The sequence below is a fragment of the Bradyrhizobium sp. LA6.1 genome (genome assembly GCF_040547805.1).
Classification (GTDB): Bacteria; Pseudomonadota; Alphaproteobacteria; order Rhizobiales; family Xanthobacteraceae; genus Bradyrhizobium; species Bradyrhizobium barranii.
In genome coordinates, this window is sequence record NZ_JBEPQK010000001.1 from 506,887 (window position 1) to 525,044 (window position 18,158).

Below are 18,158 nucleotides of genomic sequence, written 5' to 3' on the forward strand. Positions count from 1 at the left end.
AGCGGCGTATATGAGCGGCGCACGGATGAACGCGCTTGCGACCTTGCGCGGCCAGATCGAGCGCATCGAGACGGCGGAGGTCGTGCATCAGCACGATCGCGTCGCGCTCGGCCACGACGAGGTCGACAGCGCGCTGAAGGGCGGGCTCGCGCGCGCGGTGATCCACGAGGTGTTTTGCGAGGGCCGGCAGGGAACCGCCGCGACGGGTTTTGTCATGGGGCTTGCGGGGCGTGTCTCGCGGCGCCGGCCGCTGCTGTGGGTGCGGCAGGATTTTTCGGAACTCGAGACCGGCGCGCTGTCGATGAGCGGGCTTGCCGAGATCGGTCTCGATCCGCGCCGCGTGGTGATGGTGCGCGCCGCCGATGTCGAGAGCGCGTTGCGGACCTCGGCCGATGCGCTCGCCTGCGACGCGCTTGGCGCCGTCGTGCTCGAGCTCTGGGGTGAGACGCGGCAGTTCGATCTCGTGGCGAGCCGTAAGCTGACACTGGCCGCGCAATCGTCCGGTGTCACCGGCCTGATGTTGCGGATGGCCGCGCAGCCGCTGCCCTCGACCGCGGAGACGCGATGGATGCTGCGCGCGGCGCATTCGCCGCCGGGCCCGGCATGGAGTGCCTGGGGCGCGCCGCGCTTCGATGCCGAGCTCTTGCGCAATCGTCATGGCCCCTGCGGCCGGTGGATCATGGAATGGAAATGTGATGAGTGCCAGTTCTCTGAACCGTCGACGTATCCTCAGCCTGTGGCTGCCACGCCTGCCCATCGATCGGATTCAGCGGTTCTTCGGCGCGCTGGGTAAGACCAATGATCCGAGCATCGTCGTCATCAAGGACAACAATGCGCTGGTGATCCATGCGCTGGACGAAGCCGCCGAGCGCCTCGGCTTGCACATCGGCCAGCCCCTGGCCAATGCACGGGCGATGTGTCCGGACTTGAAAGTGTTCGACGCCGATGTCGTGGCCGATGCGAAGACGCTCAGCGACGTCGCCGACTGGTGCGATCGCTTCACGCCGCTGGTGGCGCTCGATCCGCCGCACGGGCTGTTTCTGGACATCACCGGCTGCGCGCATCTGTTCGGCGGCGAGGCTGCGTTGTTGCAGACCTTCGTCCGCGGGCTCGCCCGTCAGGGTTTTGCCGTCAGCGCGGCGATCGCCGGCACCTCGGTCTGCGCGCGCACGCTGACGCGGCAGGCCTCCGGCACCATCGTCGCCGATGGCGGGGAGGCGGCGGCGGTCAGCCGGCTGCCGGTGTCCGCGCTCGGTGCGGGCGAGGCCATCACCACGGGCCTGCGTCGCGCCGGCCTGAAAACCATCGGCGATGTCGCCTCGCGCGAGCCGCATGAGATCACGGCGCGGTTCGGCGCGCGGTTCTCCACGCTGCTCGCGCATGCGCAGGGGCATGGCGATGCCCCGATCAATCCGCGCAAACCGCTGCCGGATTACATCGTGGAGAAGCGCTTTGCCGAACCGATCGCCACCGACACCATGATCGCGATGACGCTGTCGCGGCTGGCCGACACGCTGATCGCGTCCATGGAGAAGCAGGGCAAGGGTGCGCGGCGCCTGGAAGCCGCCTTCTTTCGCACCGACGGCGTGGTGCGCGCGATCATGGTCGAGACCGGGCGGCCGGTCACGCAAAGCAAAGTCATCGACCGGCTGTTCCGCGAGCGCCTCGATGCGCTCGCCGATCCGCTGGATCCCGGCTTCGGTTTCGACATGGTACGACTGTCGGCAAGCCGCACCGAGATCGTGGTGCAGGAGCAGCGCGATCTCGACGCCCATGTCCATGACAATGACGAGCTCGCCGCGCTGATCGACCGCATCGCCGCGCGCATCGGCGGAAAGCGCGTCGTCGTGCATTTGCCTGAGGATACCCATATCCCGGAATGTGCGGTGCTGGCCGCGCCTGCCCAGCACCATCTCGCCGTGGCCATGCAGGCCGAATGGCCGGCGCGCGCCGAGAGCGAGCCGCCGCTGCGCCCCCTGCGGCTGTTCGACAGACCGGAGCCGATCAAGGTGCCGTTCGCGACCGTGCCCGACGGCCCGCCGCATCAGTTCACCTGGCGGCGCGCGCTGCATGCGGTGGTGCGGGTGGAAGGGCCCGAGCGCATCGCGATGGAATGGTGGCGGCAGGACGGCAAGCAATTGACGCGGGATTATTTCCGCATCGAGGATGCCGAAGGCCTGCGCTTCTGGATCTTTCGCGACGGTCTTTACGAAGGAGAGGTGTTCGACGACGAAGGTAAACCCATTCCCCCCAACTGGTATGTGCACGGTCTCTTCGCATGAACACGCCCGCTTATGCCGAGATCGGCATCACCACCAACTTCTCCTTCCTGCGCGGCGGCTCGGATCCGCGCGCCTATGTGCATCAGGCGAGCATCCTCGGCATTCCCGTGATCGGCATTGCCGACCACAACACGCTCGCCGGCGTCGTGCGCGCCTACAAGGAGCTCGACAATGACAAGGTGCTGCACAAGCCGAAATTGCTGATCGGCGCGCGCATCGTTTTCATCGACGGAACGCCCGACATTTTTGTCTATCCGCGCGACCGCGCCGCCTATGGCCGGCTGTGCCAGCTCCTCACCAGGGGCAAGCGCGGCGACGACATCACGCGGATCGAGAAGGGCGAATGCCATCTCACTTTTGTCGACCTTCTTGAGTTTTCCGAGGGCCAGCTCCTGGTCCTGACGCTGCCGCATCGCTTCGAGCCCGCGCAGGCGCTGGATGTTCTCGCCAAGCTTAAGGACAGCCGCGCCGAGGGCGTGTGGCTGGCGGCGAGCCTGGTCTATCGCGGCGACGACCGCCGCCGCCTGGCGCGGCTCGATGATCTCGCCGCCAAAGCAAACGTGCCGCTGCTCGCAACCAACGAGGTGCTCTATCACCATCCCGGCCGCCGCCCGCTCCAGGACGTGCTCACCTGCATCCGGGAAAAGACCACGATCGAGGCGGTCGGACGGAAGCTCGAAGCCAATGCCGAGCGCTTCCTGAAGACGCCACGCGAAATGTCGCGGCTGTTCCGAGATTTTCCCGAGGCGATCGCGGAGACCATGCGCTTTGCGGGCAAGATCGATTTCACGCTCGACCAACTCAAATACCAGTATCCGGACGAACCTGTGCCGCGGGGCAAGACCGCGCAGGGGCATCTGGAGGATCTGACCTGGGCGGGCGTGCAGACATATTTCGGCGGCAACATCGATGACAAGCTTCGCGCGACCCTGAAGAAAGAGCTCGCGCTGATCGCAGAGCTGAAATACGCGCACTACTTCCTCACCGTGCACGACATCGTGCATTATGCGCGCAGCCAGAACATCCTGTGCCAGGGGCGGGGATCGGCGGCGAACTCAGCGGTCTGCTACGTGCTCGGCATCACCTCCGTTAATCCGACCAGCGTCGATCTCCTGTTCGAGCGCTTCATCTCCAAGGAGCGGCTGGAGCCGCCTGACATCGACGTCGATTTCGAGCATTCGCGGCGCGAGGAGGTGATGCAATATGTCTATCGCCGCTACGGCCGCCACCGCGCCGCGATCATCGCCACGATCATCCATTACCGCCCGCGCAGCGCCATCCGTGACGTCGGCAAGGCGCTGGGCCTGACCGAGGACGTCACCGCTGCGCTTGCCGACACCGTCTGGGGAAGCTGGGGCAAGGGCCTCAACGACATGCAGGTCAGGCAGGCCGGGCTCGATCCCAACAATCCCATGATCAACCTCGCGGTCGAGCTCGCGACCGAGCTGATCGAATTCCCGCGCCATCTCTCCCAGCATGTCGGGGGCTATGTACTGACGCAGGACCGGCTCGACACCTATGTGCCGATCGGCAACGCCGCGATGGACGACCGCACCTTCATCGAATGGGACAAGGACGACGTCGACGCGCTCAACATGATGAAGGTCGACGTGCTCGCGCTGGGCATGCTGACCTGCATCCGGAAATGTTTTGATTTGATCGACCACCACAAGGGCAAGCGCTGGGTGCTGGCGAGTGTCCCTCAGGACGATCCCAAGGTTTACGACATGCTGTGTGCTGGGGAATCCCTCGGCGTGTTCCAGGTCGAGAGCCGCGCCCAGATGAACATGTTGCCGCGGTTGAAGCCGCGGACCTTCTACGACCTTGTCATCGAAGTCGCGATCGTGCGGCCGGGGCCAATCCAGGGCGACATGGTGCATCCCTATTTGCGACGGCGTAACGGGATCGAGAAAGTGACCTATCCCTCGCCATCGCCCGAGCATGGTCCCGCGGATGAGCTCTACAAGGTGCTGCACAAGACGAAGGGCGTGCCGCTGTTTCAGGAACAGGCCATGCGAATCGCGATCGAAGCAGCAAAGTTCACCTCCGAGGAGGCTAACGGCCTGCGCCGCTCAATGGCGACCTTCCGCAATGTCGGCACCATCGGCCAATACGAGGAGAAGCTGATCGGCAACATGGTCGCGCGCGGCTACGATCCCAACTTCGCCAGAAGCTGCTTTGACCAGATCAAGGGCTTTGGCTCCTACGGTTTTCCAGAGAGCCATGCCGCGAGCTTTGCTCAGCTCGTCTACATCTCGTCATGGCTGAAATATCATCACCCCGATGCGTTCTGTTGCGGCCTGTTGAACTCGCAGCCCATGGGCTTTTACGCGCCGGCGCAGATCGTCGGCGACGCCCGCAAGAACGGCGTCGAGGTGCGCGACATCGACGTATCCTGCAGCTTTGCGCAAAACACGCTGGAGAACACCGACGGCAAATACTGCGCCGTGCGCCTGGGCTTCCGTCAGATCGACGGCTTTCACTGGCTCGATCCCGATGAGGAGTTGCTCAAAGAGGCGCAGGCGAAACGGCAAGGCAAGGTCTACGTCACTCAGAAAGACTGGGCCGACCTGATCATCGACGCCCGCAACAGCGGTCCCTTCACCTCGCTCGAAGACTTCGCCCGCGACACCGGGCTGCCCAAGCGTGCGCTGATCCTGCTCGCGGATGCCGACGCGTTCCGCTCGCTCGGCCTCGACCGCCGCGAGGCGCTGTGGCAGGTGCGGCGGCTGCCCGACGACGTGTCGCTGCCGCTGTTCGAGGCCGCGACCGCGCGCGAGCAGCCGGACGAGCACGCAAAACCGTTGCCGGAGATGCCGCGGGCCGAGCAGGTGGTCGCGGACTACCAGACCATCCGGCTATCGCTGAAGGGCCATCCGATGGAATTTTTGCGCGAGATGTTTTCGCGCGAGCGTGTGGTGGCCTGCAGGGACGTCAGCCATGAGAACGAGCGGCGCCGCGTCCGCTGCGCCGGCGTGGTGCTGGTGCGGCAGCGGCCGGGCAGCGCCAGCGGCGTCGTGTTCATGACGCTGGAGGACGAGACCGGCATCGCGAATGTCGTGGTGTGGCCCAAGATCATGGAGCAGTACCGCAAGGAGGTGATGGGCGCGCGCCTCATCCTGGTCGAGGGCTATATCCAGAGCAGCCCCGAAAAGGTGACGCATCTCATCGCCCAGCGCATGGTCGACCGCTCGCACGATCTGGTCGGCCTCGCCAACGACGCGCTGAGCCGCAAGCATCCGGTGCCGGCAGGCGCCGATCTGATCGAGCCCCTCAACGACGATCCCGGGGCCCACGCGGATATGCCGGCGCAAAAAATCCGTCACCCCCGCAACGTCCGCATCCTGCCGCCATCGCGGGATTTTCATTGAGAATGTGACGCAGAATGTCGCCACACCGTCATTGCGAGCGCAGCGAAGCAATCCAGACTGCCGCCCGCGGAAAGACTCTGGATTGCTTCGCTGCGCTCGCAATGACGAGCTTGTTGAGCCGGGCCGTGTCAGACTCTCGGTGTCATACCCCGCGAAAGCGGGGTATCCAGTACGCTGCGGCCCCTCGGCTCTAGCCGAGCCGTCTCTGGAATACTGGGTCGCCCGGTCAAGCCGGGCGACGACAGTGTGCTCGTCTCAAAAATTCACCCGGTTCGAGATCGCGCCGTCCACGACGAGATTGGAGCCCGTGGTGAACCCCGACACCGGGCTTGCCAGAAACACCGCCGCGCTTGCGATCTCCTGTGGCGTTGCCATGCGGCCCGTCGGATTGCGCTTCATCGCATCATTGTAGCGCTCCGGCATCTTCTGCTCGATCATATTCCAGACGCCGCCCTTGAAATAGACCGTGCCGGGCGACACCACGTTGACGCGGATCTTCTTCTTTGCGTATTGCCGCGCCAATCCCTTGGCCATGTGGATCAGCGCCGCCTTGATCGGGCCGTAGGAGCTGGCGAGATCGGCCTGCGCCGCCGAGATCGAGGAGATGATGACGAAGGCGGCATCGCCGCTCTTTTCGCCGCTGGCCTCGAGGAACGGCCGCGCGGCGTCGAACGCATGCACGGCGCCGAGCACGTCGAGCCGGAAGTTCTGCTCCCAGGATGCTGCATCGTGGCCCTGCGCCATCGCGCCGGCATTGGCGAACAGCAGGTCGACGCCGCCGAGCTCCTTTGCAGCGGTCTCGATCCAAGATTTCAGCGCCGCGCCGTCGGTGACGTCGACCGGTCCGCCGCTGGCACGGATTCCGCTTGCCTTGAGTTCAGTGACGGTCGCCGCAACCTGATCCGCGTTGCGCGCGCACACCGCGACATTGGCGCCTTCGCCGGCCAGCGTTGCCGCAATCGCCCGCCCGATGCCGCGCGTGCCACCGAGGACGATGGCGTTCTTGCCTTTGAGACCGAGATCCATTGTTTGGTTTTCCTTTTTGTTGGTGCAAAGAGTGTAGCCGTTTCAGGAGACATGCTGAACTCTCCAATTCGTCATTGCGAGCGTAGCGAAGCAATCCAGAAATGCATCCGCAGAGACAGTCTGGATTGCTTCGTCGCAAGGGCTCCTCGCAATGACGACGCGGAGAGGCGGTTCCCTCACTCCGGTGCCGCCCCCACCGGCGGGCCGCCGGGCGGGCGGTGCAGGAAGGTCAGCGACACATAGGCGCCGGCCCAGGAGCCGATCGCCGCGAAAGCGACATAGAACGGGTTTTCGGTGTAGCTGATCACGGCGTAGGAGGAGAGCAGGTACCAGACCGCGCTCCAGTTCGCCGCCGGCACGCGCTTGCGCGCGATCACGGCCGAGGTGAACATGACATAGACTGCGTCGGTGGCCGCCGTTGCGATAAACACGGCGCCTGCGGTGAGGGGATCTACGGCGGCCATTGCATTCCTTTCTGCGATCATGACATGGTCGCGAAAACTACAGCATGATCCAGAAAATGCGCAGCGGATTTCCGAAAGGATCATGCTTAAATCTGAAAGGGAGAGAAGCGGTCATGCAAAGCCCCGCCGATATTCTCAAGGATCTCTGGACCTCCATCGGCGGCGACAAGGCCGCGCTCGAACGCGTGCAGCTGACCGGTGAGGAGCCGCAAATTCCGTCCTCGTTTCGCGTCGCCGTCGCCGGACAGACGATGATCGCCGCCGCCGGTCTTGCCGCCGCCGAAATCTGGAGACTGCGCAACGGTGAGACGCAGGACGTCTCCGTCGACATGCGCCACGCCGTCGTCGAATGCCGTTCGGAGCGTTATTTGCGCCTCGACGACAAGCCGCCGCCGCCAGCCTGGGACGCCATCGCCGGCGTCTACAAAACCGGAGACAACCGCTTCGTCCGTTGCCACACCAATTTCCCGCATCATCGCGACGCCGTCTGCAACGTGCTCGGCTGCGAGCCCGAGCGCGACAAGGTTCAGGCCGCATTGATGCAATGGAAGGGCGAGGATTTTGAAACTGCGGCCTATGCCGCGGGCGGCGTCGTCGCCCTGATGCGTTCCTACGACGAATGGTCCGCGCTGCCGCAGGCGCGCGCGCTCGCCGAACTGCCGCTGGTCTCGATCGAGAAGATCGGCGGGGCCCCACCCAAGCCATGGCCGCAGGGATTGTCGAACGGCGATCGTCCGCTTTCCGGGCTGCGCGTGCTCGATCTCTCGCGCGTCATCGCCGGCCCCGTTGCCGGCCGCACGCTCGCCGCGCATGGCGCGGATGTGCTGCTCGTCTCGGGGCCGGAGCTGCCGGCCATTCCCTGGCTCACCATCGACACCGGCCGCGGCAAGCTCACCACGTTGGTCGAGCTGAAGAGCGAGGCGGGCAGGGCGCAGCTGCGCGAGCTGTTGAAGGGCGCCGACATCTTCTCGCAAGGCTATCGCCCGCGCGCGCTCGCAGCCCTCGGGTTCGCGCCGGAGGATGCAGCGAACATCAATCCGGGCATCGTCTATGTCACGCTGTCGGCCTATGGCCATGCCGGCCCCTGGGCGGAGCGGCGCGGTTTCGATTCACTGGTGCAGACCACGACGGGCTTCAACCACGCCGAGGGGCAGGCCGCGGGCATCGACGGTCCGAAGGAATTGCCGGCGCAGATGCTCGATCATGCCACCGGCTATCTGATGGCGTTCGGCGCGATGATGGCCAAGGCACGCCAGGCCCGCGAGGGCGGGAGCTGGCACGTGCGCGTGTCGCTGGCGCAGACTGGACGCTGGCTGTGGAATCTCGGCCGGCTCGACGGCGGCCTGGACACCCCGGATCTTACGGGCGAGGCCGTACATGCTGCATTCATCGAGTCCATGCCATCTGGCTTCGGCACGTTGAAGGCGGTGCGCCATTCCGCGCTGCTGTCGACCACGCCGGCGCGATGGAGCCGCCCGGCGATGCCGCTCGGCAGTCATCCGCCACAGTGGCCGGCGCGAAACTGACGTGAAGCTGACGCGATGCAATATTTTAACGCAAACGGAAAGGTGGCTGGCGTTTTTTAGGTTGTTTGAAATCCCAATTCAGCACTATTAGCGCGACCGATAAGGCAGGCGTCTGCCGAGATCGTCGCAGACTTGACCGGGCCCCATGGTAGTTGAAAATACCAAGCGATTGCAGGTGTTTACAAAACAACGGGTGATCACATCCGTAGTTTTACTGGCACTCGCCTGCGCCGGTGCCTATGGCTTCCTGCGTGCGGGGGCCAAGGAAAAGAGCCACTCCGAGGTCTCCAGCCAGTCGCGCAGGAATGCGCAGAATTTCACGCCGACGCCGTCCGAGTGGGCGACGCTGACGATCGAGCCGGTCAAGGCCAAGACCTTCCGGGCCGAATATGTCACCGAGGGCAAGGTCGCGGTCGATGAGGATCGCTCGACGCCGGTGTTCTCGCCCTATGCGGGCCGGGTGACCAAGCTGCTCGCCAAGCCGGGCGAGATGCTGAAGCAAGGTCAACCGCTGTTCACGATCGAGGCCGCCGACACCGTGCAGGCCCAGAATGATTTCATCGCGGCGATGACCTCGCAGAACAAGGCGAAGTCTGCGATCGATCTTGCCGACATCCAGTTCAGGCGCGCCAAGGACCTCTATGAGGGCCGCGCCATTCCGCTGAAGGACTATCAGCAGGCCGAAACGACCCAGGTCCAGGCGCAGAACGACATGCGCTCCTCGGGGACGGCGCTGGAAGCCGCGCGCAACAAGCTGCGCATCCTCGGCTTCACCGACGAGACCATCAAGGCATTCCAGGACAAGGGCGTCATCGATCGGGAGATCACGATCTACTCGCCGATCTCCGGCACCGTCGTGCAGCGAAAGATCGGCCCGGGCCAATACGTCAATTCCGGCGCTAGCGATCCGGTGTTCGTGATCGGCGACCTCTCCACGGTCTGGCTCACCGCCTTCGTGCGCGAGAGCGATGCGGCCGCGGTGTGCATCGGGCAGGACATCAGCGTCAACGTGATGGCGCTGCCGGGCCACCCCCTGACCGCCAAGATCAACTACGTCGCCGCCGCCATCGATCCCACCACCCGCCGCCTGCTGGTTCGCGCGACCATCGACAACAAGGACGGCCTGCTCAAGCCGGAAATGTTCGCCAACGTCACGATCTATTCGGCCGGCGACCGTGCCGCGCCGGCGGTGCCGAAGCAGGCGCTGATCTATGAGGCCGACAAGGTCCGCATCTGGGTCGCGCGCGAGGACAAGTCGGTCGAGCTGCGCCAGATCAAGACCGGCCTCATCAATGGCAATTTCGTCGAGGTCACCAGCAATCTGAAGCCAGGCGAGCAGGTCGTCACCAAGGGCAGCCTGTTCATCGACCGCGCGGCGTCCGGTAGCTGATCGACGACCCAAGAAAATTGAAGACCTGAATGGATCGTCTCGTCGCCCTTGCCGTCAACCGGCGCTTCCTGATGGTCGGGATGTTCTTCGCCGTGCTGATCGGCGGCCTGATCGCGTTCAACCAGCTCAACATCGAGGCCTATCCCGATCCGACGCCGCCGATGGTCGACATCGTGACGCAGAGCCCGGGCCTGTCGGCGGAAGAGATCGAGCGCTACATCACGATTCCAATCGAGACCCAGGTCGCGGGTCTGAAGAACCTCACGACGATCCGCACCATCTCGCTCTACGGCCTCTCCGACATCAAACTGCAGTTCTCCTTCGCCTACACCTATGACGAGGCGCAGCAGCAGGTCTTGAACCGGCTGGCGCAGCTCGCGCCGCTGCCGGGCAATGTGCAGCCGCAGATCTCGCCGCTCAGCCCGATCGGCGAAATCTTCCGTTACCGCCTCGTCGGCCCGCCGAACTACAGCGTGCTCGACCTCAAGACCATCCAGGACTGGATCCTGCAGCGTCGCTTCCGCGCCGTACCCGGCGTCATCGACGTCACCGGCTGGGGCGGCAAGAGCAAGACCTACGAGCTCCAGGTCGACTTCAACAAGCTCGTCGCCAACGGCCTGACGCTGCCGCAATTGCTCCAGGCGGTCAGCAATTCCAACGTCAATGTCGGCGGCAACACCGTCAATATCGGCCAGCAATCGGCCGTGGTACGCGGCGTCGGCCTGATCCGTTCGATCGACGACCTCGCCAACACCATGGTCTCGCAGACCAACGGCAATCCGGTGCTGGTCAAGGACGTCGCCACCGTCACTGTCGGCCAAAAACCCCGTCTCGGCATTGCCGGCATCGACGATTCCGACGACATCGTGCAGGGCATCGTCCTGATGCGCCGCGGTGAGCAAAGCTCGCCAACCATCAAGCGCGTCCACCAGCTCGTTCAAACCATCAACAACTCCAGCATCCTGCCGCCCGGCGTGCGCATCGAGCGCATCTACGATCGCGGGGACCTGATCGAACTCACCACCCACACCGTGTTGCACAACATGGTGGTCGGCATCCTGCTCATCGTACTGTTGCAGTGGATGTTCCTCGGCGATCTCCGCAGCGCGCTGATCGTCGGCGCCACCATTCCGTTCGCGCTGTTCTTCGCCGTGATCATCCTGGTGCTACGCGGGGAATCCGCGAATCTGCTGTCGGTCGGCGCGATCGATTTCGGCCTCATCGTCGACGCCACCGTCATCATGGTGGAAGCGATCTTCCGCCGCCTGACGCAGACCACGCCGGTGTCGGAATCCGAGCAGATGTCGCCCGAGACGCTGTTCGGCATGAAGAGCCACGCCATCCTCAGCGCCGCCGCCGACGTGTCGCGCTCGATCTTCTTTGCCGCCGCCATCATCATCGCGGCGTTCCTGCCGTTGTTCACGCTGTCCGGCGTCGAGGGCAACATCTTCGGGCCGATGGCGCGCACCTATGCCTATGCGCTCGCCGGCGGGCTGCTCGCGACCTTCACGGTGACCCCGGCGCTGTCCGCGATCATTCTGCCTGCGCATCTCGAGGAGACCGAGACGAGGGTCATGCGGATCCTGCACCGGATCTACATGCCGGTGCTGAATTGGGCCGTCGCCAACCGCGGCATCATGCTCGGCGGCGCGGTCGGTCTCGTGCTGATGACGGTGGCGCTCAGCCGCCTGCTCGGCCTCGAATTCCTGCCCAAGCTGGAAGAGGGCAATCTCTGGATCCGCGCCACGCTGCCGCCGACCATCTCGCTCCAGGAAGGCAACACCTACGTCAACGAGATGCGCAAGCTGATCCGTGCCCGGCCCGAGGTGGAATCCGTGGTGTCGCAGCATGGCCGCCCCGATGACGGCACCGACGCTGCCGGCTTCTTCAACGCCGAGTTCTTCGCCCCCCTCAAGCCCGCGAGCCAATGGCCGGGGACGCACGACAAGGAGGAGTTGACCGCGCAGCTGTTGAAGCAGCTCGACGACCGCTTCCCCGGCGTCGAATTCAACTTCTCGCAATATCTCCAGGACAACGTCTCCGAAGCCGTCTCGGGCGTGAAGGGCGAGAACTCGATCAAGCTGTTCGGCAGCGATCTCCAGGCGCTCACCGACACCGCCAACAAGATCAAGTCGGTGCTGGCGACCGTGCAAGGCGTCACCGACCTCGCGGTGTTCACCTCGCTCGGGCAGCCGACCATTCAGATTGACATCGACCGTGCCAAGGCCGCGCGCTATGGGCTCGCGCCGGGCGACATCAACGCCACCATCAAGGTCGCGATCGGCGGCGATACCGCGGGCGATCTCTACGAGCCGGGCTCCGATCGTCACTTCCCGATCATCGTCCGCCTCGCGCCGGAATATCGCAGGAGCGCCGAGGCGATCCAGAATTTGCGCATCGGCGCGCCTGGCCCCAACGGCACCGTCACGCAGATTCCCCTGAGCGAGGTCGCCACCATCAGCCTCGTCTCCGGTGCCGCCTACATCTATCGCGAGCAGCAGGAACGCTATCTGCCGATCAAGTTCTCGGTGCGCGAGCGCGACCTCGGCAGCGCGATCCGCGAGGCGCAACAGAAGGTCGCCGAGCAGGTGCAGCTGCCGCCCGGCGCGCACATGGACTGGGTCGGCGAGTTCGGCAATCTCCAGGACGCCATCCGCCGGCTGTCGATCGTGGTGCCGATCTCGCTGGCGTTGATCGGCGTGCTGCTCTGGTTCAATTTCGGCTCGATGACCGACACGCTGCTCGCCATGAGCGTGATTCCGATGGCGATCTTCGGCGGCGTGCTCGGTCTCTTGATCACCGGCACCGCCTTCAGCGTCTCCGCCGCGATCGGATTCATCGCGCTGTTCGGCATTGCGGTCATGGACGGCATCATCATCCTGTCGCAGTTCAACCAGCTCATCGAAGAAGGCATGGACCGCGTGAGCGCGGTGATACGCACCGGCGAGTTGCAGCTCCGGCCGGTGCTGATGACCTGCGTCGTTGCCGGCGTCGGCCTGCTGCCGGCGGCGCTGTCGGAAGGCATCGGCTCGCAGGTGCAGAAGCCGCTCGCCGTCGTCGTCGTCACCGGCATGATGCTCGCGCCGGTCGTGATCCTGGTGACCTTGCCGGTCCTGATCTCCTTCTTCTCCCGCCGCGCGCGCTGATCGCGCGCCGTCGCCGCGCCTCAGAATCCGTAGAGACGCGCGGGATTGTCGACCAGGATCTTCTTGCGCACCTCCGCATCCGGCGCCCACACAGGAAGCTGGTTGAGGAGCCGGCCGTCTTCGATCTGATAGAAGGGCGCGATGTCGGTGGGCTTGCGTCCCTCGACGGGGCTGGAATCCGGATGCGGCCAGTCGGTGCCCCAGACGATGCGGTCCGGGTTCGCCGCGATCAGCGCCCGGGCATAGGGCACCATGTCCTGATAGTCGGGCGCGAGGTTCGACGAGCGATAGGCTCCCGAGACCTTCACATAGGCCTTGCCGGATTTGACGAGCGCGATCAGGTCGGAGAATCCCGGCTGCTCCAGTCCGAGCGACGCCTCGAGGCCGCCGAAATGGTCGAACACGGCCGGCACGGGCGAAGCCAGCACGAGCTCCTTGATCGCCGAGATCATCGGCAGCGTGGTGTAGAGCTGCACGTGCCAGCCGCGCGCCTTCATGCGCTCGACGGCAGCGGTGAAGCGCGCGCGGCCGACATTCGGATCGCTGACGCCGCCGGTGGCGAGATTGATGCGACTGCCGCGAAAACCGTCCGCCTGCATCGCGTCGAGCTGGGCTTCGGTCGTCTTGTCGTCGATCACGGCCACTCCGCGCGCTGTCGCGCCGCGCGCCTTCATGCCGAACAAGGTGGAGGAATTGTCGGTGCCGTAGACGCTCGGCGTCACGATCACCACGCGCTCGATATGCAGCGCCTTGTGCAGCGCCGCCATTTCCTCGGGGCTTGCCGGTTCCGGCGTATAGACGCGCCCCGCGAAGAACGGAAACCTTTCGACGTCACCATGGATGTGCGTGTGGCAGTCGCAGGCAAGGGCCGGAACGTCGAAATCGACCGGCGTCGCGGGCTGCGCCGCACGGGCGTGAGCTTTGTTGGTCATGACTACTCCGGCGGCAAGGGAGGCAAGCAGGACGCTGCGTCGGTTGAGCATGGTTCTCTCCCTGCTTCGTTATTTTTAAGGTGGGACCGGAACAATATCACATCAGCCCGGTAACCCGCTCCGCTTCGCTGCATAGCTGCTCGACAAGATCCGCAAGCGGGCGTGAGCCGTGGATGCGCACGACCGGGCAGGGCAGGCCCGCGAGCCAGGCCTCATCTTTTGTGAGACTGCGGCCCTCGCGATCGCCGGCTTCGTAGCGCGAGGCCCATTCGACGAACGACTCCGTCTCCTCATGACGCCAGCCGCCCTGTGCGACGGCATCAGCTCCGAAATGCGTAGCCTCGCGGCCACGCAGGCGCTGCAAGCGAAGCTCGCGCGGCGTCGTCACAAAGACGACAAGATCGAAGAACGGGACGAGCTCGTCGCCCCAGCCGGTGACGGTTCCGCTCAGCACCCAATCGAGACGCGGCAGAAACATTTCGCGCATCAGGCGCAGGCGCTCCGCGGCGGGACGCGTCGTCTGGTAGGGCGGCACGGTCGGTAGCCAGAAATAATCGTCGCTGTCGTGATGCGGCAGCGCAAGCCGGCCGGCGAGCGTGCGACCGAGCGTCGTCACGCCGGAGCCCGAAGCTCCCATCAGATGGATGCGGCGGCTCTTCATCGGCATCAGGCCAGACGATTTGAAACTACTGCCCCGACGGCGTGCGCAGGCCGTGCCAGGCGTCGCGGACCTGCTGGTAATGCACCTCGGGCAGATAGTCCGGCGTGTTGAGGCTAAGCGTCTTGACGTCGAGATGGCCGACGGCGCTGAGCAGCGTGTAGGAGGCGATGACGCGGTCGCGCAGTGCGCCGATCAGGCGGGCCTTGGCCTGGATCAAATCGGCCTGCGAGTTCAGCACGTCCACCGTCGTGCGCTGCCCGCCGGCGGCCTCGCGCTGCACGCCCTGGAGCGCGACGGTCGCGGCCTTCACCTCTGATTCGGAAGCGGAGACCGTGATCTTGGCGCCCTCATTGGCGACCCAGGCGCTGGTCGCCGCCGTGCGCGCCTGGTTGCGGACCTGGTCGAGCACGAGCCGGCTCTGCGCCGTGATCTCCTTGGCCTGTCGGGTCTGTGCGGCGGCCTGGCCGCCGTCGTAGATCGGCGCGGTGACGTTGGCGACGATCGAGGCCTGGTCTTCGGCGATGGTGCTCAGCGTCGGGTCGTTGCTGCGGCTCTTGCTGGCGCTGCCCTGAAGACTGGCGCTCGGCAGCAGCGCGCCCTCGGCGACGCGGGTGTTGGTCGAGGCAACATCGACGTCGAAGCCCGCCGCCATCACCGCTGGATGCTGGCGGATCGCCGTCGTCAGCGCATCCTCGCGGCTCTTCGGCAGATAGCGGTCGACGACTTCGGCGGGCCGAAGCTGCGATGGCGCATTGCCGATCACCTGCGCGTAGACCGCCTGGCTCACCGCCAGCGCGACTTCCGCGGCGTTGAGATCGGCGAGCCCCCGGCTGAGCCGCGCCTCGGCCTGGGCGCTGTCGGTCGGCGTGACGTCGCCGGCGTTGAGGCGGCGCTGAGTAACGGCGAGCGTCTCGCGCAGGAACGCGACGTTGGAGCGTTGCGCCTCGACCAGTGACTGGTTGGCCAGCACGTTGGTGTAGGCGGTGACCGCGTCGAGCAGCACGCCTTGGCCGACATTGCGCAGAGCCTCGCGGCCGGACTGCACCTGAAGTTCCGCAGCGCGGACGCTGTTGGCGGTGCGGAACCCGTTGAACAGGGTCTGCGTCACGGTGACGCCGATGATCCACGGCTTCAGATTGGCGGTCTGGATCGTGTTGTCGGGCAGCAAATTGCGCACCGATTGCAGGCCGGCGCTGAGGCTTGCCACGATCTGCGGCCGGTAGCCGGCGAGCGCCTGCGGCACGTTTTCATCCGTGGCGCGTTGCCGCGCGCGCTCGGCATTGAGCTGCGGGTTGGTCTGGTAGGCCTTGGCGAGCGCCTCCGGCAGGGCTTCCGCCCATGCGGCGGAGGGCAGGGCGCAACAGAGCGCCAGCGTGGTCCATGTCGCAAGCACAGGACCCACGCCCGATCGATGCCGCGTCATCACGCGACCAACTCTGGCGGCACGCCCAATCATGTAATCCTGCTAAACCCCGGCTGTCCGCCCCCGCCGACGGTGGCCTCTTAACTGTTTAACCAGCCGGGGTCCCGCAGGCAAACTGCCGCGGGGAAAACCCCCATCTATTCCGTGCTTGTTGCAGGTGCGTCACAGGGTTTCTGCACCAGGGCGGCGAAGCCTTACACCAGCCTGACCGCTTGCGGGCATTACCGGTTCTTGTTCACCGGCTTGCGCTTCTCGATGAACGCCGCCATGCCCTCGGAGCGGTCCTCCAGCGCGAAGGTCGCGTGAAACAGGTTGCGCTCGACGCTCATGCCTTCGGCGAGCGTGGTCTCGAAGGCGCGGTTGACCGCTTCCTTGGCCATGGCGACGGCGGGCCGCGACATCGATGCGATCTTTTCGGCGGCTTCCATGACCTCGTCCATGAGCTTGTCAGCGGGCACGATGCGGCTGACGAGGCCTGAGCGCTCCGCTTCCGCCGCATCCATCATGCGGCCGGTGAGGCAGAGGTCCATCGCCTTCGACTTGCCGATCGCACGGGTCAGGCGCTGGGTGCCGCCGATGCCGGGAATGGTGCCGAGCGTGATTTCGGGCTGGCCGAACCTGGCGGTGTCGGCGGCGATGATGAAGTCGCACATCATGGCGAGCTCGCAGCCGCCGCCGAGCGCATAGCCCGCCACTGCGGCGATGGTCGGCTTGCGGCAGCGCGCGACGCGGTCGCCGCCGATCGCGGCGAAATCCTCGGAGAACATGTCGATGAAGCCTTTCGGCTGCATCTCCTTGATGTCGGCGCCGGCGGCAAAGGCCTTCTCGCTGCCGGTCACGACGATGCAGCCGATGGCGTCATCGGCCTCGAGATCGTCGACGGCTGCGGCGATCTCGCGGAAGACGCCGAAGGAGAGCGCATTGAGCATCTTCGGCCGGTTCAGCTTGATGATGCCGACCGCGCCCTTGCTCTCGACGATGATGTGTTCGAACGTGCTCATGCTCCACCCACGCGTTTGATTGGGCGGGCAATGTGCCCGCTGGCGCGGTGGGCTTCAAGGGCCGAAAAGCTGTCGGAACGAGGCCGTCCGGAACGCGCGGCGAGACGCGCGTTCCGGACGAGGTCCCTCACCCCAAAATCAGGCCAAAAATCAGGCCAAGCATCAAGCGAAGAACATGCGTGCGGCAGACGCCAGCGTCAGCAGCGTGCCGACGCCGATGAAGATCTTGCCGATCAGCGAGCTCTGGTCCCAGGCCGAGCTGTGGCTGCTCGCCATCACCGGCGCCGGCCGCGCGTCGGTTGCGGCGATCACCGCCTTCTGTGCCGGCGGGTCCTGTTGGAGGGCACGGTCGATGTCGTTGAGCTGATCGGGCGCCACCACCTGAGCCTCGTCATTCGGCGCGGTGGTATTATCGGCTGCAGCCTGAACGTTGTCGTTGGCGCGGCCGGTCAACGCGGAGGCCGCGGCAGCCGTCGGCGTATCGGCTGCGGCGATCTGCGCGTTGGCGTTGGCGACTGCCGGCGGCATCTGGCTCAAGGCCGGCACGTCGTTTTCGGCCTTCGCCGCGCCGTCCTTCTTGTCGGCCTTGTCGTCGGATTTCTGTGCCGTCTTGCCGCTGTCGCGGTGGCGCGATGCATGGCGCCGCTGCTTGCTCGGCTTGACTGCGTCGGCCTGGTTGCTCGCGCTGTCCGATTTGCTGCTTGCGGCTGAACTCGGTGCCGCCTGTGCAGCGGCTCCGACCAGCACGAAAAGGCCGGCAAGAAGAATCAGTGCGGCGCGCCCGCTGGCTTTCATCATGTTGACGATCTCCCCAATTCCGCCTGTCCCGGGACCGAACAGAGCCCCTGGGGCGTGACCACAGCGGGGCAAAAAATGGGAATCTTCGGGCTATCCCGGGCAAAAGCGGGGCAAACCGCCCCTCGCAACCGGCCGCCG

Annotated in this window: 13 protein-coding genes; 6 read left to right on the top strand and 7 right to left on the bottom strand. The window is 65.3% G+C overall.

Annotated elements, in window-relative coordinates:
• Positions 1–10: 10 nt before the first annotated feature.
• From ABIB99_RS02260 to ABIB99_RS02270, 3 genes are read left to right on the top strand one after another with little or no spacing between them, the layout of a single operon-like run.
• The gene (locus ABIB99_RS02260) at positions 11–793 is read left to right on the top strand and encodes an ImuA family protein (protein ID WP_063984620.1); all 783 of its coding nucleotides are present in this window, start codon (positions 11–13) and stop codon (positions 791–793) included.
• Positions 696–2,282 carry a Y-family DNA polymerase gene (locus tag ABIB99_RS02265; RefSeq protein WP_063984619.1) on the top strand — a complete coding sequence of 529 codons (1,587 nt, stop codon included), beginning with the start codon at positions 696–698 and terminating at the stop codon, positions 2,280–2,282. The genes ABIB99_RS02260 and ABIB99_RS02265 overlap by 98 nt, the downstream gene beginning before the upstream one ends.
• Positions 2,279–5,653 (top strand): error-prone DNA polymerase, encoded by a 3,375-nt coding sequence (locus tag ABIB99_RS02270; RefSeq protein WP_063984618.1) that lies wholly within the window; start codon positions 2,279–2,281, stop codon positions 5,651–5,653. Before ABIB99_RS02265 ends, ABIB99_RS02270 begins: the two co-directional genes overlap by 4 nt.
• Positions 5,654–5,908: 255 nt before the next feature.
• Here the strand turns inward: ABIB99_RS02270 and ABIB99_RS02275 are convergent, their stop codons facing one another.
• Positions 5,909–6,679, bottom strand: coding sequence for an SDR family NAD(P)-dependent oxidoreductase (locus tag ABIB99_RS02275; RefSeq protein WP_063984617.1), 771 nt, complete (start codon positions 6,677–6,679; stop codon positions 5,909–5,911).
• Between the two features lie 176 nt (positions 6,680–6,855).
• Positions 6,856–7,143: a hypothetical protein gene (locus ABIB99_RS02280; protein ID WP_085403970.1), complete on the bottom strand. Its 288-nt coding sequence runs from the start codon at positions 7,141–7,143 to the stop codon at positions 6,856–6,858.
• Between the two features lie 113 nt (positions 7,144–7,256).
• Between ABIB99_RS02280 and ABIB99_RS02285 the strand changes: the two genes are divergently transcribed.
• The 3 genes from ABIB99_RS02285 to ABIB99_RS02295 all read left to right on the top strand — a co-directional run bounded on the left by ABIB99_RS02285 (position 7,257) and on the right by ABIB99_RS02295 (position 13,205).
• A complete protein-coding gene (locus ABIB99_RS02285) occupies positions 7,257–8,669 on the top strand; it encodes a CoA transferase (protein WP_354174719.1) in 1,413 nt (470 codons plus the stop codon).
• Positions 8,670–8,814: 145 nt separating this feature from the next.
• Positions 8,815–10,059: an efflux RND transporter periplasmic adaptor subunit gene (locus tag ABIB99_RS02290; RefSeq protein WP_354174721.1), complete on the top strand. Its 1,245-nt coding sequence runs from the start codon at positions 8,815–8,817 to the stop codon at positions 10,057–10,059.
• Positions 10,060–10,088: 29 nt separating this feature from the next.
• Positions 10,089–13,205: an efflux RND transporter permease subunit gene (locus tag ABIB99_RS02295; RefSeq protein WP_063984613.1), complete on the top strand. Its 3,117-nt coding sequence runs from the start codon at positions 10,089–10,091 to the stop codon at positions 13,203–13,205.
• A gap of 20 nt (positions 13,206–13,225) precedes the next feature.
• On the opposite strand, the gene ABIB99_RS02300 is transcribed toward ABIB99_RS02295, so the two are convergent.
• The 5 genes from ABIB99_RS02300 to ABIB99_RS02320 form a co-directional block, all read right to left on the bottom strand.
• Entirely contained in the window at positions 13,226–14,188 is a 963-nt protein-coding gene (locus tag ABIB99_RS02300; RefSeq protein WP_354174723.1) for an amidohydrolase family protein, read from the bottom strand.
• A 46-nt stretch (positions 14,189–14,234) separates the two neighbouring features.
• Positions 14,235–14,798 carry a P-loop NTPase family protein gene (locus ABIB99_RS02305; RefSeq protein WP_354174903.1) on the bottom strand — a complete coding sequence of 188 codons (564 nt, stop codon included), beginning with the start codon at positions 14,796–14,798 and terminating at the stop codon, positions 14,235–14,237.
• A 25-nt stretch (positions 14,799–14,823) separates the two neighbouring features.
• On the bottom strand, positions 14,824–16,254 hold the full coding sequence (locus ABIB99_RS02310; protein ID WP_354174725.1) for a TolC family outer membrane protein: 1,431 nt from the start codon (positions 16,252–16,254) through the stop codon (positions 14,824–14,826).
• Positions 16,255–16,442: 188 nt separating this feature from the next.
• Positions 16,443–17,222 (bottom strand): enoyl-CoA hydratase, encoded by a 780-nt coding sequence (locus ABIB99_RS02315; protein WP_085403867.1) that lies wholly within the window; start codon positions 17,220–17,222, stop codon positions 16,443–16,445.
• Between the two features lie 162 nt (positions 17,223–17,384).
• Entirely contained in the window at positions 17,385–18,020 is a 636-nt protein-coding gene (locus tag ABIB99_RS02320; protein WP_354174728.1) for a hypothetical protein, read from the bottom strand.
• Positions 18,021–18,158: the final 138 nt, after the last annotated feature.